The 15,190-nt window shown below is 61.8% G+C and carries 15 protein-coding genes; 2 read left to right on the top strand and 13 right to left on the bottom strand.

Annotation, left to right across the window (positions count from 1 at the left end; translation table 11 throughout):
* Nucleotide 1: 1 nt before the first annotated feature.
* The 12 genes from QSV36_RS03525 to QSV36_RS03470 all read right to left on the bottom strand — a co-directional run bounded on the left by QSV36_RS03525 (nt 2) and on the right by QSV36_RS03470 (nt 8,164).
* Nucleotides 2-1,921 (bottom strand): terminase gpA endonuclease subunit, encoded by a 1,920-nt coding sequence (locus QSV36_RS03525; RefSeq protein WP_289129901.1) that lies wholly within the window; start codon nt 1,919-1,921, stop codon nt 2-4.
* A gap of 25 nt (nt 1,922-1,946) precedes the next feature.
* Nucleotides 1,947-2,519, bottom strand: a complete 573-nt coding sequence (locus QSV36_RS03520) for a terminase small subunit (RefSeq protein WP_289129899.1) — start codon at nt 2,517-2,519, stop codon at nt 1,947-1,949.
* Nucleotides 2,520-2,955: 436 nt separating this feature from the next.
* On the bottom strand, nt 2,956-3,504 hold the full coding sequence (locus QSV36_RS03515; RefSeq protein WP_289129897.1) for a Gp49 family protein: 549 nt from the start codon (nt 3,502-3,504) through the stop codon (nt 2,956-2,958).
* A complete protein-coding gene (locus QSV36_RS03510) occupies nt 3,497-4,006 on the bottom strand; it encodes a hypothetical protein (protein ID WP_289129896.1) in 510 nt (169 codons plus the stop codon). The genes QSV36_RS03515 and QSV36_RS03510 overlap by 8 nt, the downstream gene beginning before the upstream one ends.
* Nucleotides 4,003-4,554 carry a lysozyme gene (locus QSV36_RS03505; protein WP_289129893.1) on the bottom strand — a complete coding sequence of 184 codons (552 nt, stop codon included), beginning with the start codon at nt 4,552-4,554 and terminating at the stop codon, nt 4,003-4,005. The genes QSV36_RS03510 and QSV36_RS03505 overlap by 4 nt, the downstream gene beginning before the upstream one ends.
* Nucleotides 4,551-4,784, bottom strand: a complete 234-nt coding sequence (locus QSV36_RS03500; protein ID WP_289129892.1) for a hypothetical protein — start codon at nt 4,782-4,784, stop codon at nt 4,551-4,553. Before QSV36_RS03500 ends, QSV36_RS03505 begins: the two co-directional genes overlap by 4 nt.
* Nucleotides 4,785-5,274: 490 nt before the next feature.
* Nucleotides 5,275-5,595, bottom strand: coding sequence for a hypothetical protein (locus QSV36_RS03495; RefSeq protein WP_289129891.1), 321 nt, complete (start codon nt 5,593-5,595; stop codon nt 5,275-5,277).
* A gap of 9 nt (nt 5,596-5,604) precedes the next feature.
* On the bottom strand, nt 5,605-6,771 hold the full coding sequence (locus QSV36_RS03490; protein WP_289129889.1) for a bacteriophage antitermination protein Q: 1,167 nt from the start codon (nt 6,769-6,771) through the stop codon (nt 5,605-5,607).
* On the bottom strand, nt 6,758-6,988 hold the full coding sequence (locus QSV36_RS03485) for a TraR/DksA C4-type zinc finger protein (RefSeq protein WP_289129887.1): 231 nt from the start codon (nt 6,986-6,988) through the stop codon (nt 6,758-6,760). The genes QSV36_RS03490 and QSV36_RS03485 overlap by 14 nt, the downstream gene beginning before the upstream one ends.
* Nucleotides 6,978-7,244, bottom strand: coding sequence for a hypothetical protein (locus tag QSV36_RS03480; protein WP_289129885.1), 267 nt, complete (start codon nt 7,242-7,244; stop codon nt 6,978-6,980). The genes QSV36_RS03485 and QSV36_RS03480 overlap by 11 nt, the downstream gene beginning before the upstream one ends.
* On the bottom strand, nt 7,237-7,566 hold the full coding sequence (locus QSV36_RS03475; RefSeq protein WP_289129882.1) for a hypothetical protein: 330 nt from the start codon (nt 7,564-7,566) through the stop codon (nt 7,237-7,239). The genes QSV36_RS03480 and QSV36_RS03475 overlap by 8 nt, the downstream gene beginning before the upstream one ends.
* Entirely contained in the window at nt 7,559-8,164 is a 606-nt protein-coding gene (locus tag QSV36_RS03470; protein ID WP_289129881.1) for a phage regulatory CII family protein, read from the bottom strand. Before QSV36_RS03470 ends, QSV36_RS03475 begins: the two co-directional genes overlap by 8 nt.
* Before the next feature lie 124 nt (nt 8,165-8,288).
* Here QSV36_RS03470 and QSV36_RS03465 point away from each other — a divergent pair, with 124 nt between their 5' ends.
* Both QSV36_RS03465 and QSV36_RS03460 read left to right on the top strand, forming a co-directional pair.
* Nucleotides 8,289-8,978 carry a helix-turn-helix domain-containing protein gene (locus QSV36_RS03465; protein WP_289129879.1) on the top strand — a complete coding sequence of 230 codons (690 nt, stop codon included), beginning with the start codon at nt 8,289-8,291 and terminating at the stop codon, nt 8,976-8,978.
* 302 nt (nt 8,979-9,280) lie between these two features.
* Nucleotides 9,281-13,054: a plasmid replication protein, CyRepA1 family gene (locus QSV36_RS03460; protein ID WP_289129878.1), complete on the top strand. Its 3,774-nt coding sequence runs from the start codon at nt 9,281-9,283 to the stop codon at nt 13,052-13,054.
* 423 nt (nt 13,055-13,477) lie between these two features.
* On the opposite strand, the gene QSV36_RS03455 is transcribed toward QSV36_RS03460, so the two are convergent.
* Complete coding sequence (locus tag QSV36_RS03455; protein WP_289129877.1) at nt 13,478-15,085, bottom strand: protelomerase family protein; 1,608 nt, start codon at nt 15,083-15,085, stop codon at nt 13,478-13,480.
* Nucleotides 15,086-15,190 lie beyond the last annotated feature (105 nt).

Raw genomic sequence — 15,190 nt, 5'->3', positions numbered from 1 at the left:
ATCACTTGCGGTTGATCTTGAAGCGGCCCCGGCGCTTGGGCGGGGCCGCAGACGGGGCCACGGGCTCGCGCTCGGCCGCCTCCGGTACGGGGGCGGGAGCATCAGCCGCGGTTGATTCCGGGTCGACCTCGAGCGGCTCACCCTGGGCGACCTTGATAGCCGCCTTTAACTGCGCCTTGGTCAGCACGCCGCGCTTGCGGCGGTGCAGCTTCTCGCGCAAAGCGAGGATGTATTGCATGCCCTCGCAGTCGAGGTAATGGTTCTCCCCGACCTTGTTGAACTTGCCGTCCTCCTCGCTCCACTCCTCGCCGACAATCTGCCTGCAGTAGTCGTTGCTCACCTGTTGGTGCAGCAGCCACCAGCCGGTGCGGTTGTCAGGAACGCCGATCCGGCTATGCACCCAGCGCTTAGAGAGCGTTGCGTCGAACGCGAGGCGGCTGTCGCCACGCTTGCGGGTCTTGCCGAGCTTGTTCTGCTCGACCAGCTCCTTTTTGAACGGCATTGGCAGCGATTCGCGGCCCCGCATGGCGATAACCCGACTCGGGTAGCGGTGCAGGAAGGTATAGACCTCGTCATCTCGATAGCCGATGTCGATGCCCATCGCTGTAATTGGATAGCCGTCGAACTCACGCTCGAGCAAATCACCCAAGGCGTCCCACACTTCCTCGCGGTCGGTATCGCCCGCCAGATAGTCATGCTCGAGGAGCGCCGAGCCCATGCCCGGATACCAGGCCCGCACAACGTAATAAAGGCCGCGCTTTTGAACGTCGACCGTGCAGAAAATCCGCTCAGGCGGCAGCAGGACACGCCCCTCGGGGTAGCCGTAGCGCTCACCCTTGACCGCTTCCCACGTTGGAACGTCGCCAACCTCCGAATAGCACTCGCCAAAACCGGTGTTGTAGACGCCCTGCAGGGTGGCGGCATCGCCGCTGCGCATGGCGCCGAGCAGCTTTTTCGCCAGGAACCCGTAAGACTTTTTCGCCGCGAAGCTGCAAAGCCCCGAGATCCAGATCGAGTAATGCGTAAAACCCTCGGTATCCGCCAGGCCACTACGCACCGGCTTACCGTCTACCGACTTCACGCTCTCGCCAGGCGCGACCGCAATGCCGCGCTTGTTCATCCAGGGGCGCCACTTGTCCTCGATCATGCAACCGCTGTTAGGACAGGTCAGCCTGGCATGCTCCTCGGCCTCGTCGGGCGTGCATTCCTCGGCCGTGCCCTTACCAGGCCACCAGATGAGGTCGCTCCACGGCACGAAGTATTCGCCGCAGTGCGGGCACGGGACCGCCCACTCGTGACGGGTCCCCGTCTGCCAGAGGCGCCAGATTTTCGAGCTCACCGCCTCCGGCTTGGCTATTTCCCAGTGCCACAGGCCGGTGCGCTCGTCGAGGACCTTGACGATCTTTCCGCGCAGCGGCGTTGCCGTGTAACCGACCTTCGAGTCGACATAGGCGTCGCCACGGGCCTCGATGATCTCGAGCGTGTCGCCTTCCTTGGTGTTGACGATTCGGTCAACCTCGTCGACCAAAATCAAGCCAGCCGAATCAGCGGCCAGCTCGGTCGGCGAACCGGCCCAGGCAAAGCGCAGCTTGGCGGCCCCGATCCACTTAACGAACGTTGAGGATGTCGCCTCGTGGTATTTCTTGAGCAGCGACTCGCAGCCGCGAATCATGTCCATGAATTTCGGGACAACCGTGCTCTTGAGCAGCGGCGCGGTCGGCGCGACATACATGATCGGCGTTGGGTCCTCATCGAGCCGGTGACCACAGACGTTTTCCATCGTGACCGACTTGCCCATCTGCGTTCCCATCACGAACGTGACGCGGGAGAAACAAGGCTGCGCGAAGGCCCAGGCGACCGGGCGCATGTACGGGTTAGCGTCAGGGTTGAACGGCCCAGGAATCGGCGCGGCCGGTGGCATTACGCGCTTGTCGCGAGCCCATTCGTCAGCCGTCCGCCTCGGCGGCGCTTTCACCGTCTTCGATAGTGTCGATATCGAGACTGCCAATTTGAGCAACGAGCTCTTGTGCTCTTTGTTCGAGACGGTCGGCAGTAGCTGCGCGGATGCGCCTCGTCTCGTCAAATAGCTTTGCTCGGATTTCTGCAGGGTCATCGATCACCGCCAGGTCACTTGCAAGGCGGCTCCCCACAGCATCGAGCTGCGTCGCATACACGGCCGCGATGGTGTTGAGAAAAAACACGACGCCATCAACCGGCGCCAAGCGCTTGCGGGCGAGGTCGATATCGATCTGCAGCTTTTCGCGACGGGCTCGCTTGAGCAGGCGATCCTCAGACTTGGCACCGCCGCCCGGGCCGTCTTCCTCGTCGTCGTCGCCGATTTCGCTGCGCAGTGCCTGCGCGATGAGCCACTCGATGGCTTGTTGACTGTCGATCTGCAGGGGGTTGCCTTTGCCGCCGCCACCAGCGACGGGCAGGCCCTCCTCGATGAGCTTGCTTACCCAGCGTTCGGATTTCCCGATCAGGTCAGCCAGCTCCTTTCGGCTGATGATCTTGCCCATGGGGAGAAAGGACCTCGACGGTTAAACGCATAAACGTAAAAACGCATTTAGTCCTTTGCGTTTTTACGTTTTTACGCTTTTACGTCAATACGCAAAGCCGCGTCGCGCTTGGCCTCACGGTCAGGCGGGTCGCTTGGCGACGGGCTTTAGGTATTGAAGAAAGGACCGGAAAAATCCGGTCAGACACGCGCGAACGCGGCGGTGTTTCGCCCCGTGAGAGGGCCACCCCCGAGGGAGGACCCATTTCGGCTAGGCGCACCATGATGGTGCATCAGGCCTGCCGGGGCGCACCCGCCGACGCCGCCGAGGATGATGCGGTCGCTCGCATCCTCGAGGACCTTGCGAGCCAGAGACTCGAGGAAGCTGTCACGCTCCTCGGGCTCAAGCCCGTCAAGGTGCGCTGCGACTGCCGCTGGCAGCCGACAAAACACCGGGCTCACTCGGCTGCCCCCGCATCCTGCGAGCCCGGCTCGATCTCCAGCGTCACGGCTTGAGCCGCACGCCGGACCCGACTGCAAACGCCCAGGTCGATAGAGCCAGGCGTCGACCCCAATGGCAGAGCATCGGCTGCCCATTCGGTGACTGTGAGTGGTATCGACACCCTGCCCGCGCGCAGTACCGTGCGGATTTGCTGCAGCGCTGCGCTAGCCGTGCCATGTCGCGCCTCGTGCAGCGCCTGCGACAGGCGATAGCCTTCGAGCTTCCAGATCTCGTCGCGAGCATTGTCGCGCGCCTTGCTGATGGCGCGCTCGATGCCAAGGGCCGGATTGAAGTTCGCAGGGTCAGCGCACGCCGCCTCACCACGGCCGACGACAAAGCCGGTCGGCAAAATGGCCGTAGCCTGGGTGCAGGTAGTGCCAGGAATGACGCGGGTGTCATAGGTGACCGTGGCGAGCACCTCCTCGACCATGGCCAAGGTAACGCGAGGACCTGGCAGGCCCAGGCTGGCGAGAACGGAATCGAATTTCTGATCGGTGCTATTCATGGGCCGAGGCCTCCAGCGTGGCTTGTTTCGCCTCGCGCAACCACTTCTGCAGCTTTACGAGCTGGTTTCGGTTGGCGTGGCAGGCGGTGTAGTTGTCCGAGACGACTTCGGTTGCGGTAGAGAGCGCAATTCCTGCGGGTCCTGCATCAGCAGGCTCGGCGGGTCCGGGAAGTACGTTTGCGGCGGCGGCGTCGTGCAACCGGACAAAGCCGCGAGTAAGAGTGCAGGCTGCATCAGCTGCCGGAGTGACATAGACGGGAACCTCTTTGGTGATGGTCTTGCCGGTCTTGTAGATGACCCGCTCGCGGTCGACGTACTCGGTGACGACAACGTCGCGCACCTGGCCGACCGCCTGGCCCTGCGCGAAGGCCTCGCGCAGTTGTTTGATTTCGGCGTCCTTGGCCTTGCCCTGCTCGCTGGACTTGCCGGAGGCGTAACCAGCGACATAGACCCAGCCGAGGACGGCCAGGCTTGCGACAAGAGCCGCGATAAATCGAGTCATAAGCCCACCAGAAAGAGAGAGCGCTGCATCTCGCGGCGCTTGGGGATGCCCTGGCACTTGTTCGCAGGGATCCGGCAGTCAAGCCCCGCAACGTATGCCCAGCGCGGGAACTGGTCGGCCGCCTCGCGCCACTTACCGGCCTTGGCAAGCTTGTACAGCGTGGACTTGAGCAGGGCCGGTGCGCCGAGGTTGTAGACGAAATCGGCGAGCGCGATCTTTTGCCAGATGGTCGCCGTGGGGAATTGACGCATGACGAAATCGACCGCGCCGCCGAGGTCGCCCTGCAGGTAGAGAGCGCACTCCTCGGGAGTGGCCACATCGCCCCGCTTAACGCCTTTCGTGTGGCCGGTGCAGATCGTCCAGACGCCGCCCGTATCCGGGTACGCCTGATAGACGGTTCCCTCCATTTCAGGCGTGAGGACCATCAGCCCCGCCATGATCGCGGCCCGCTCAACCGGCGCCGGGAGGCCGGTCTCGTTGACGGTGAAACCCGCCAGCGTCAGCGACAGCGTGACCGCTGCAATGATTCGCTGCAGCAGCGGAGTCATTCAGCACCCCCGGCCGCTCGGCCCTTCCTGATGAGGCGCAGCAGCGGCAGAAACCACTTACTGCCCACAAAGTGAATGATGAGCAGCCCCGAGTAAGCAGCGGCCAAGATATAGGCCCACTCCATCGCGGTAAGGCCGCCGACCATGAATGCCGCTGCGAACGGGGCCGCCTTGGCCGCCTCCGTCCCAAGCGAGATGTTGGCGGCCGTAGTAACGACTTCCTTGCCCATTTGCGGGCCTCCAGAAACGACAAAGCCCCGCACGATGGCGAGGCTCAGAAGATGGTGACCAGGCTTTCCTGGCGCGTAGAAACGCGAAAGCCCGCATCTAGGCGGGCTTTAACGGTTTTATGACAGCATGGATATATTGCCATTTTTATCTAAATTCTGTCAACAGGACAGGCCAAAAAAAACGCCATTACGTTTTTGCGTAAAGGCGTTTTTGCGCTTTTCAAAGGATTCGATGCCGAGGCAGCGTTCCCGGGTAACGGCGATTTATCTTTACCTGCAGGAGATGAACCTTAACCTGCAAAGGCCTCAGCTTGGGCATTACGCGCTCGGAACAAATAGGGCAACGACAATCCTCGGGGCGAGGCTCGATGGCCTTCCCGCGCTTTAATAGGCGCCTGAACCTCGCGAGCATCCAGCGCTTGCGCAGCGAGCGGAATCGCCCAGGAATCGAGAACATACAACCTCCATACGTTTTTGCGTTTTTGCGTATTTACGCATTTGCGTGTCGATGCTCTCGCATCCAGCCAGCGACGGCGCCCTCGAGCGTGGCAAACCCTATGTCAGCGAAACCGCAGGCCTTGCAGCCGTAGCCCCATTGCCCTTTGACCTGAATGAATCGCGGATAGGCGCCATTCCGGCAGCCGTGGCGCGGCATGGTGTCGTCGTTTACCAGCTCCCAGGACAGCCAGGCGCGGGCATCATGGATGGCCGCGTCGCCCCGAGCCTTGCACTCAGGGCACGCGACCATGACGCGGCCGGTCGCGGGATCCTTGCGCAGCTCTGGTGCGGTGCCGCAGTGAATGCAGGTCATCAGTCGTAACTACTTGGGCTCGACGAATCGCTTGCCGAGCTCGAGCACGAGTCCCCGCCCGACCAACTGCTCCCGTAGTCGCTCGAGGCGCAGCTCGAGTCGCTCGAGGGGCTCGAGCGCGTAGGCTCCTCGGTCGCATGCTGCGCAAGGCTCAGCGCGTATAGTCCAATCGGATTGGCCGGGTGCAGGGGGTCTGATATCGGTACACCAGCAAGCGTCGATGGCGCCCCCTGGGAGGAGCTTGCCGGATATGCGAAGGATGGCCGCTTCGCCGGTTTTGAGCCCGACTCCAACGCTTTTCTTCGCCCGCACAGCCGCATCAGAAATTGATTGAGCGCTCCCACATTCCACCTCCGGGCCGACACCGCGACCATCAATGACAAAATCGAAATCGCCCAGGGCTTTTGCCAGGGCCTCCAGGGCGTCTCGGTCGAGTCTCTCAATCTGCTCTGCGTAGAGCTTCCACCGAGGCGCCCACTGAACGTCGAAGTTGCCGCGCTTGACCTGCAGCAACTGCATCAATTTCTCGCTGTCGTGAATCTCACGGCCGCTATTCATCCGCTCTTTACCGGCCTGGGTGGCCAGGTGCGCCAATGCGCGAATGTTCTTCAACGTCTTGGTCTGGACCTTGCCGAACAGCGGCTCGGCGCGCTTCCACAGCGCCACGACCGCGCCCTGCTCGTCTTCCCACTGGCGCGAGTCGCCGTAGGCGTAGCGCAACCACTGGCCGTATTCAGGCGCCAGGCCACCGATGGCCTTGATTACGTGCGCGTCCTGATAGGCGAACGGCCCTAGCAGCACCCCGCCCTTTTTCTTGGGCCGGGTCTCGCTGGCGTGAATTCGCGTGGTAATACGCTTGAGGTCCTCAGCGCCTCGAGTCTTGAGATCGGCATCGGTCAGACCCGCAGGGCGGCAGTCTCGCGTGCCCTCGGTCGTGTAAGGCGTCGGGCCCGGGTTGTCGCGGTCCTGGGCGAATTGCGAGCCGAGGAAGGAAGCGAGCACCAGATCGCGCATGGAGCTGATTACCTGCGCGTCGATGACGCGGCGGGCAGGGCGGGGCGCTCGAGCGGCCGGGCGGGTGACAGGCTCGTCTACCAGCATGAATGCCGGGCCGCCCTGGGGCAGCGAGGAGGCCTCGCCGGACCAACCAAGGGTCAGGGTTTCACGCGCGCCCATGGGTCACCCCTCGGCGCTCGGCCTTGACCTGGCAGAACGTGCAGCGCAGCACGCCAGGGACTGCCTTGCGGCGAGCTTCGGGAATCGCGGTACCGCACGCGCACACCTCAGCCGAATCGGCCAGGTGAGCGGCAGCCAGTCGGTCGAGGCGCTGGGCGACGAACGCATCGGCGGCCTTGAGCTCCATGTCGGCAGCGAAATCGCATTCATCGGCCATAATGAGAGGTCTCCTCTTTCAGGCGCTTGGCCGTGTTGATTACCCACTGCGCCGCCATTTCGAAATTCAGCTCGGCGAAATTCCGCTCGAGATCCTCGGCGCTTGACTGCTGGTGGTGAGAGATGACGATCCGACCGCGACAGCGCAGCTCGGAACGAATGACGTTGTCGCCATAGGCAGGCTGCTCGCGGCGCTCATTGACCAGCACCACAACTGCGCCAGGCGCCAGCTTGAAGACCTTGAGCCAATCAGCCATGCCACACCTCCGGCAGGGGGTTGTGGTCAGCCAGCGCAGCGAACGCCACAGGGTCGCGCTGGCGCAGCTCAAACAGGCGATGAATAGCGTTGGTGATGAACTCCATCTCCTCGCTTCCCGTCTCCTCGAGCATGGTGGCGAGCTGGTCGGACGTTGCGCCGTAGATTTCACCCTTGAGCATCCGAGCGCCGAGCTCCTCGGCACGCTTTCGCTTGCGCTCCTCGGCGGCCTGCTGGCGCTTGCGGTCCTGCTCGCGGACCTTGTCAGTACGAGGCGGACGCTTGCGTTTTTTGGTCGGCTTGACGGGTGCGCTCTCAGCCACGGCGCACCTCCACGATTGCAGCGAAAGGACCTTGCGGCATGCTTACACCAGCGCCAGCGGCCAAGGCGAAAAGCTCGGTCATGATCGCGCCAGCGGCCTCGAGGCCCTTCTCGATCATTTCGGACGCGGCCTCGCGATCATCGCGGCAGTACCGGCCGTCTCCGGCAGGCTCGGCAGCGGCCTGGAAGAACTCGCCAACCTCGATCATCACTTGAGCGATACGCGCTCGCGTCGACTCCACGCCATTGACTGCGCGCAGCTCAGGACGCACCACCGGCACCATGCCCGCCATGATCTGCAGATCATTCGCGATCTCAGTGCGGAACGGCTCAGCGACGCAATTGATCCAAACCCACTTCCACTCAAGCGGGAAGGGCTGCGAGCCGTTGAACAGGCGGTCTACACGCTGGCGCCAGGCCTTGCGAGCCTTGGTGAACGCTTCGGCGTCTTGGGGACGCGGAGCGCGCTCGATGAGCTCGGCGTTTTCGAGAGCAGGGGCGAGCAAGTCATGGGCGAAACGCTCCATGGACATTTCGGAGTTCTGGAACCACTGCGCGGTGTGGCCGAGCACGATCTCGGTTTCGGTGCTGTGCTGCATAGCAGGTTTCTTTCTCTGAATGCGGGGGAAGTAGAGATGTCTACATTCTCGGTATATAGAGAAAAATTTGCAAGAGAATCCACTCTATAGAGAGTGGATGTCTACGGCATTCAGAGAGGACAATATGAGCAAGGAGGACCATGTCCATATGAGAAAGCCAATTACCATCGGCGCCGCCATCAAGCGGCGCCGACAAGCCCTCGGCTGGACGTTGCAGCGTGTGTGCGATGAGACCGGTGGCGCCCTCTATACGGGCTACCTAAGCGAGGTCGAGAAAGGCAAATCAATGCCCTCAGTCGACAAGGCGCATGCAATAGCGACGGTCCTGGGCACAACCATCGACCAACTTATCGACGAGGGCGCCAGCGCCAGCACCCCACAGGCACCCCGAGAGCACGCCACCAGGGCGCCGGTTGTACCGTGGGATCAAGCGGCGCAATGGGCGCAAGAGCCTGATATTTCAGGGCTTCCAAGCGGTACGCCGTGGGAGGTGCCACTCGACAGCAAAAGCCCGCGCGGGTTCTTTTTGAGGCTGTCCGATGAGTCCATGCACGCGCCAGCCGGGCCAGCGTTCCCAAACGGCTCGTTGATCTTTGTCGACCCCGACCTCGAGCACCAGGTCAACGATTTCGTTGTCGGCTATGACTCAGACCCGACCGCGCCGACCTTCAAGAAGATTGTTAAGCATGGTACGCAAAGCTACCTGCAGGCTCTCAATCCGCAATTCCCGGCCATTCAAATCAATGGCAATTTTCGGGTGATTGGGGTAGTGATAGGCATGACGATGAGGACCTCGAGGGGGCTCATTCGATAATCAGAGACAAGAGTTTCACTGAATAGAGAGAAACGGATAGACTAGCGCTCGACCGCTAGCTTTTTCTTTTTTCGCGCAAACGCAAAAAGGCCGGGGTTACCAGCCCCGGCCCTTTCGCTTGGCTCACCCACAACAGAGGCAAACCTGCCAACCTGATTGATCGTTTTGACTGTTTTAGCGGGCAGTTAAAACGCAGGCGGACGATATGAGAATACGTCTACAACGCCGCCAGTTTAGGTCTGTTACTGGGTGAGTCAAGCCTATGCGTTTTTGCGCTTTTGCGTTTTTACGCACGGGGCACCATGACGGACATGAAACATCAGAACGCCTTGGCAGCGTTCTATCAGGAACGATTCCACTCCCGGCCGGAGAGCTTGGCCGACTACTGCTATAGCGACATTTCGTCGATTGCGGCAGACGTTGGCCTCGACTGGTCGTCAATTTCTAATGCCGTGAGATTCACGGCAGACAAGAATCAAGCGCAGGTGCCGGGCAAAATCGGTTGGACCGATAAAAAGCACCGGGGCAAGCTGGCGGCCTGGGCCGACCTCCGCGAGGTCGAGCTCGACGGCGGCATCCGGCTCAAGCTGCCGTTCCTCACCTTCAACCATAACAACGCCTCGATTGGCTCCACCAATTGGAGTGGTTGGCAGGCGCTGCTCGAGCTCTATCGCCGCCAAGGCGGCCATGCTCCGACCGACGAGCAAGTCAAATGGCGCGAGGCGCAGGAGTCGCGCGCAGCGGAACGCGCCCGGCGCCAGGAGGAGGCAGAACAGCTTGAGCGTGAGAATCACGCCCGCAAGATTGCCGAGCGCGATGCCTTCGAGCTGGCATGGTTCAAGGGCGGGCGCCACGAGTTCCCGACTATCACTCGCGGCAAGCCAGGCACCGGCTTTGTCGAGGTCCTGGGCGATGAGGACGGCACGGCGCCTTACCTGCAGGCCAAGCAAATCGGCGATATCGCCAAGGTCTGCCGCCTGCAGCGCATGCGCGACCGGGGCGGCGAGTTTACCGCCCTGCCTTTGTTCGACATCCATGGCCATTTCGGCGGCGTGCAGCGCCTGTACGCCGACAAGAAACTGCAGGGGACCGGCGTTCAAATGGACGGCCTGCATTTCATCATCGGCGACCTCGAGAACGCTGATCGCATCTATAGCGCCGAGGGCTTTGCGACCGGCGCCAGCATCTACCTTGCCGAACAAGAACGCGGAAAAAGCGTTGCCGTGATTATCACGCTCAGCGTTGGCAACCTCGTTAAGGTGCTGGCGCAGTACAAGCGCCACCGCCCCGAGCTCAAGATCATCAACGCAGCCGACGAGGACCGGTGGAAGCGTGTCGGCAACGCCGGGCGCCTGGCTGCCCTCGAGATCCACCGCGAGCACGGCTATCGCGCCATCCTGCCGGATTTCATCTTTGCAGGCATGACTCCCGAGGAAGTGGCCGAGGCGCAACGCACCCAGGACGGCCCGACCGACTGGAACGACTACCATGTCCGCTACGGCCTCAAGGCCACCGCGAAGGCCCTGCGCTCGCATGCCTCGCTCAAAGCTGAAAAGGACTATTTCGCCTACTGCCTGCAGCGCGTTCGCGCGGGCAGCACGACCGACGAGGCGCAGGCTCTCGCGGCAGTCAATGCGGGCATGATGCTCGTGCCGATCAAGTACGGCACCAAGGACATCATTTCCCTCGTTGTGAAGTCGCTCCCGGCTGGTTTCTCGGGTAACACCTTCAAGATCAAGCGCCGCGCCTTGTGGTTGGGCAAGATCAAGCTGTCAGAGGCGATGCAACTGCGCGGTTTCTCGCCGACCGCACTGGCCCGCCCAGGCATCCGCCATATCAAGATCAAGGGCATCCGCGCCGACCACGGCGGCACGGTCATTCCTAGCCACGTTGCCGACCTCGTCGAATCGCTCGAGGGCTGCATCATCGTCCGCTCACCCATGGGCAGCGGCAAAACCGACAACCTGATCGGCCCGGTAATGCGCAACTCGAAGCGCGCCGGTTATCTGGCGCACCGCATTACCCTGATGGATGACGCCGCGAACCGCCTGCAGATCCGCCATTACTCGGATGTCCTGGCCGTCGAAATGCGCGATGTCACCCATATGGCTTGCTGCGTCAACTCGATCACCAACTCGCGGTTTTACAGCACCGTGACCGAGCGCAACTGGTTTACCACGCTCGACACGCTGTGCATCGACGAGGCCAGCCAGGTTATCCGCCATGTCACCAGCGGCCCCGTTGAAGGGCCGGTGCGGGTAATGGATACCATGCTCGAGGCGATGGCCAAGGCCAAGCGCGTGCTGCTCTGCGACGCCGATGCCAATGATTCGGTTATCAGCCTCTGCGAGGAGGCGTGCCCGGGCACCCCGATTACCATTATCGAGATCGAAGGCACCATGGAGCATGTCGCGGTGCGCTTCGGCGATGCCGACGAGGTGTGGCAGAAGTCGCTCGAGCTCATCAACGCCGGTAAGCGTGTACTCGTGGCCAGCGACTCGGCAGAGAGCGCTAAGCGCCTGGCGGTCCTGGCCTTGGAGAAAAACCCCGACCTGCGCCTGCTGCTGATTTTCCGCGACTCCAAGTCAGACCCAGCGGTCGAGGCGTTCCTCGCCAACCCCAGCGACGAGGCCGTCAAATATGATGTCCTGATCTACTCGCCCGCCATCAGCTCCGGCGTGTCGATGACTCGCCCGCACTTCGAGCACCACATCGGCCTATTCAGCGGCAACACGGTCGGCCCGAGCGACGCGGTGCAGATGCTTCGCCGCGACCGTACCGCCCGTAGCTACCTGATCGGCATCGGCCACAGCAACGTGCAGCGCGATACCGACCGCGAGGCCATTTATCGCGGCCTCGTGGCGGCCGATGAGATCGCGTGCTCGTTCGAGGAGACCACCGACGAGATCCTGCTGCGCCGCCAGAAAACGGCCTTCGATGAGCTGTATCTCTCGTGCGTCACCAACGAGAACCGCGCGAAGAACAATTTCGCCAATAACCTACTGCTCATGCTCTACGGCGACGGCTACAAGGTTTCGCGCATGGATGGCGACGCGCTGCTCGCGAAGCTGTCGCGCACCAACCGCAAACGCGCGGGCGAGCTGGTTTTCTCCCAGCGCCTGGACCTGATCGAAAGCGTCACCACGCCGACCGAGGAGGAGTTCGCCCGGCTTAACCGCATGGAGATCCGCAGCGAGGCCGAGTCGGCCCGCGTAGACCGGTACAAGATCGAGAACGACCTCGGCGTCAAAACCATCCGCGCCGACGACGTGGCGTTCTATGACGACGGCGGTATCTCCAAGGTTGTCGCCTTGGAGCTGCTCCAGAGCGACGAGGCGCAGGCTCTCGCGTTCGATAAGGCGCAACGCAAGTCTAAGACCACGCTGACCAAAAGCCGCTTTAAAACGCCTGCCAGGGCCTTTCTGCGCGATGTCTTCTCGATCCTTGGCGTGGACCCCATGACGGGCGAGGGCGAATTCAGCTCGACGGCCTGCCGCCAGGTGCTCAACAAGATCACCGCGACCCAGGCCTCGACGGAAATGTACAACGCCCTGCGCCTGGGCAAACTGGTCAAATTCGGCGCCAAGCGCTGCTGCGCAACCACTGTCGTTCAGTCGATTTTGCGCCGCCTCGGCCTGGACGTTGCCAAGCGTAAAAGCCGTGGGGCGAGCGTCTTCTGCATCAACCCCGAGCACTGGTCGTTTATCTCCGGTTACGTCCGCAACCGCGCGGCCATTGGCGTGCATTCGCTGGCCACCCACGAGCACCCGCACCCGCACGAACCGCGCCTCGCAGTGGATAACGGCGACGCGGCCGTTATCCTCGAGTCGGGGGATACTTTGCAGAGTGTTGATATAGCACTAGATGAAAAGTATCCCTCGCTTGAAATGCGTGAACGTATCTATGCCGCCGCCCGCTCTGCCTTCGATCCCCTCGGTAAATCCTTGTCGAGACTGATCGAGGCGCTGACGCCGGAGGTCGCCCACGGGTTCGCGACGGACGGGGCGGATTCGACCATGATCCGCTACATCCTGCAGCACGCCGACCGTGCGCTTACCTCGGCCGGTGAGGCTTGAGGGTGACCGCTCGTCGGGAGCCGTAGTCGGCTAACGCTGGTGGCGCCCGGTCTTGATGACCGGCGCGTCACCGGACGGCTACTCGGATCGAGGCAACGGGTTTAGACTGTACGCGCATACAGGCATCAAATCGCCATTAGTCACAGGAGGGACTTAAAAGAATGCAAGCGCTGGACAAAATCGACGGGGCCGCAACGGCCTTGCGAAGGATTGACGCTCTACTCGGCATGATCCTGCAGGTTGGGCCAGACGCCCAGCTCGGCCAGGTCATGGAGGTGAACAGTTTGATTCGTGATGAGGTAGGCCGGACTCTCGCGATCCTTGAGGATGATGAGGATTTCGAGAGCCCGTGTGTTGAAGTAGGGCAGGGACCAGCGGTCCCGCCTGCAGCGCCAGCCCAGGGAGGGGCAGCGGTGGTAACTCTTAGGCCTTCTCAGCGAGGGTAAAGGCCTCCCGCAATGCTTTCATGCGGTCAGGATCTTTAAAGGTCGCGACCTCAACCCCGTTAACGCTGGCCACTGCAACCCACTCCCCATCGTCCGCCTTGTGCGATGTCATGTGTGGCTTAGCCTTGGCCACCACGGCGGGAACCTCGGCGACCGCGCCAGCGGCGTGCGCAGGTACACTCAGGGCATCCGCTGCGATCTCCAAGTATTCCTTGATGTTGGGCCGGTAGCTGCCGACGTTGACCGAGATAGCCCGTTGATTGATCTTGGCGAGGGGATCCGCCTGGATCGCCGATTTAACCCATTCGTGGATTCGCTCAAGCCCCGCGCGGCCTTTGATTTTCGGGTGCTCGTCTAGGGTTTTCAGGCCCTCGAGGCGGCTCGAGAACTTGTGCTCGGCTGCCGCTGGCTTGGCCTCCTCATAGTGAATTTTGAATTGCTTGTAGCTTTCCTGCGTCTCAAGGTCCTCATGCCCGAGCATCTCGCGCCAGAACACCTCGGCGCTCTTTTTCGCCCAGCGCGGGTCGTGGGTGAAATGGCTCTCGAACATAATGCGCGCCCAGATGGCGCGGGTGTCCTTGAAAACCCGGGTCTCGTCGTCAAAGGTCCGCTTGGTGAGCGTGTTGAGCGTCTTGGCCGTGCGGCGGTTTACTTCGGTTGCATCCATGTCCTGCAGGCTTGCGCACTCGGGTAGCGAGCGCATGCGGGCGATGGCGTCGAGCACGATGTCAGCGTCGACAAGGGTGTAAATGCGGTAGGTCGCACCGTAGTCGACGCCGAGGCGCTGTTTCGCCTGGCCGCTGAATTCCAGCTCGAACTTGCCCGCCTTCTTAAACCGCCCTTGCGCCAGCACCTCGAATGCCCGGCGCCCGGTCGACATGGCGATGCCCAGGGCGAGGTGCGAGAACGCGCTCGAGGCGAGCATCTGCGCGGCAGTGGTCACGTACCAGTGATAGCTGATGTCGATAGTGTTGAGGGCCCGCTGCTCGAGCACCGCGGCTGCATGGTCGGACAACTGGTCGCGCGTGACCGATGGCAGATCAAGGTGGCGCATGATCTCGTGGTCGATTTTCATCGCCTTGACCTCGCGATAGGCGGCCTCGTTGCCGTCGCGCTTGATCTTGTCCTTGAGCCCCTTATAGGCCAGGCGCAGGGGGACGATGTCGGTGATTTCGGCCATGGCGTGGAGCTCGGGCGTGTACTCCGGGTGCTTTTTGGCAACCCGCCTGCAGGTCTCCTCGATGGAGTGGTGCCGCCAGTTCTGCTCGTATACGGCATTGCGCAGCCTGGTCAGATAGCGGCGATAGCTTGAGGGCTTGAGCTTATCCTCGGGCGCCTTGCGCCGGTCCTCGTAGAGCTTCGTTTTGATGCGCTTGGCGAGCCGACCGATGCGCTTGGTCTTCTCGCCACGGTCGATGCTCTCGTCGCTGTCGATCTTTTCGATCTCCTCGATCATCCACTTGATGATGTCGCCGAGCATGACCTTTTGACGGACCTGGCCGCCGTAGTTGCCGTAGCCTGATTCGGGGTACTCGAGCGGGTTTTTCGCCTTCTCGATCTGATCGGTATTCCTTGCGTTGGCCATTTTAGCCCCTCCCGTGCATACATTAATAACCCTAGCACCAATTATACATCAGTCAAGACATACATATCAAGCCCTCTCTACCAATACATGCACATTTGGCCCTCT

This window comes from Pseudomonas sp. BCRC 81390, from assembly GCF_030341915.1.
Lineage (GTDB): Bacteria > Pseudomonadota > Gammaproteobacteria > Pseudomonadales > Pseudomonadaceae > Aquipseudomonas.
Note: the sequence above shows the minus strand (reverse complement) of the source record. Positions and strands in the feature narration are given on the sequence as shown.

Excerpts from the sequence above, each read along its gene's own strand:
- QSV36_RS03525 (WP_289129901.1), bottom strand. The coding sequence starts at position 1,921 with ATGCCACCGGCCGCGCCGATTCCTGGGCCGTTCAACCCTGACGCTAAC.
- QSV36_RS03520 (WP_289129899.1), bottom strand. The coding sequence starts at position 2,519 with ATGGGCAAGATCATCAGCCGAAAGGAGCTGGCTGACCTGATCGGGAAA.
- QSV36_RS03515 (WP_289129897.1), bottom strand. The coding sequence starts at position 3,504 with ATGAATAGCACCGATCAGAAATTCGATTCCGTTCTCGCCAGCCTGGGC.
- QSV36_RS03510 (WP_289129896.1), bottom strand. The coding sequence starts at position 4,006 with ATGACTCGATTTATCGCGGCTCTTGTCGCAAGCCTGGCCGTCCTCGGC.
- QSV36_RS03505 (WP_289129893.1), bottom strand. The coding sequence starts at position 4,554 with ATGACTCCGCTGCTGCAGCGAATCATTGCAGCGGTCACGCTGTCGCTG.
- QSV36_RS03500 (WP_289129892.1), bottom strand. The coding sequence starts at position 4,784 with ATGGGCAAGGAAGTCGTTACTACGGCCGCCAACATCTCGCTTGGGACG.
- QSV36_RS03495 (WP_289129891.1), bottom strand. The coding sequence starts at position 5,595 with ATGACCTGCATTCACTGCGGCACCGCACCAGAGCTGCGCAAGGATCCC.
- QSV36_RS03490 (WP_289129889.1), bottom strand. The coding sequence starts at position 6,771 with ATGGGCGCGCGTGAAACCCTGACCCTTGGTTGGTCCGGCGAGGCCTCC.
- QSV36_RS03485 (WP_289129887.1), bottom strand. The coding sequence starts at position 6,988 with ATGGCCGATGAATGCGATTTCGCTGCCGACATGGAGCTCAAGGCCGCC.
- QSV36_RS03480 (WP_289129885.1), bottom strand. The coding sequence starts at position 7,244 with ATGGCTGATTGGCTCAAGGTCTTCAAGCTGGCGCCTGGCGCAGTTGTG.
- QSV36_RS03470 (WP_289129881.1), bottom strand. The coding sequence starts at position 8,164 with ATGCAGCACAGCACCGAAACCGAGATCGTGCTCGGCCACACCGCGCAG.
- QSV36_RS03465 (WP_289129879.1), top strand. The coding sequence starts at position 8,289 with ATGAGCAAGGAGGACCATGTCCATATGAGAAAGCCAATTACCATCGGC.
- QSV36_RS03460 (WP_289129878.1), top strand. The coding sequence starts at position 9,281 with ATGACGGACATGAAACATCAGAACGCCTTGGCAGCGTTCTATCAGGAA.
- QSV36_RS03455 (WP_289129877.1), bottom strand. The coding sequence starts at position 15,085 with ATGGCCAACGCAAGGAATACCGATCAGATCGAGAAGGCGAAAAACCCG.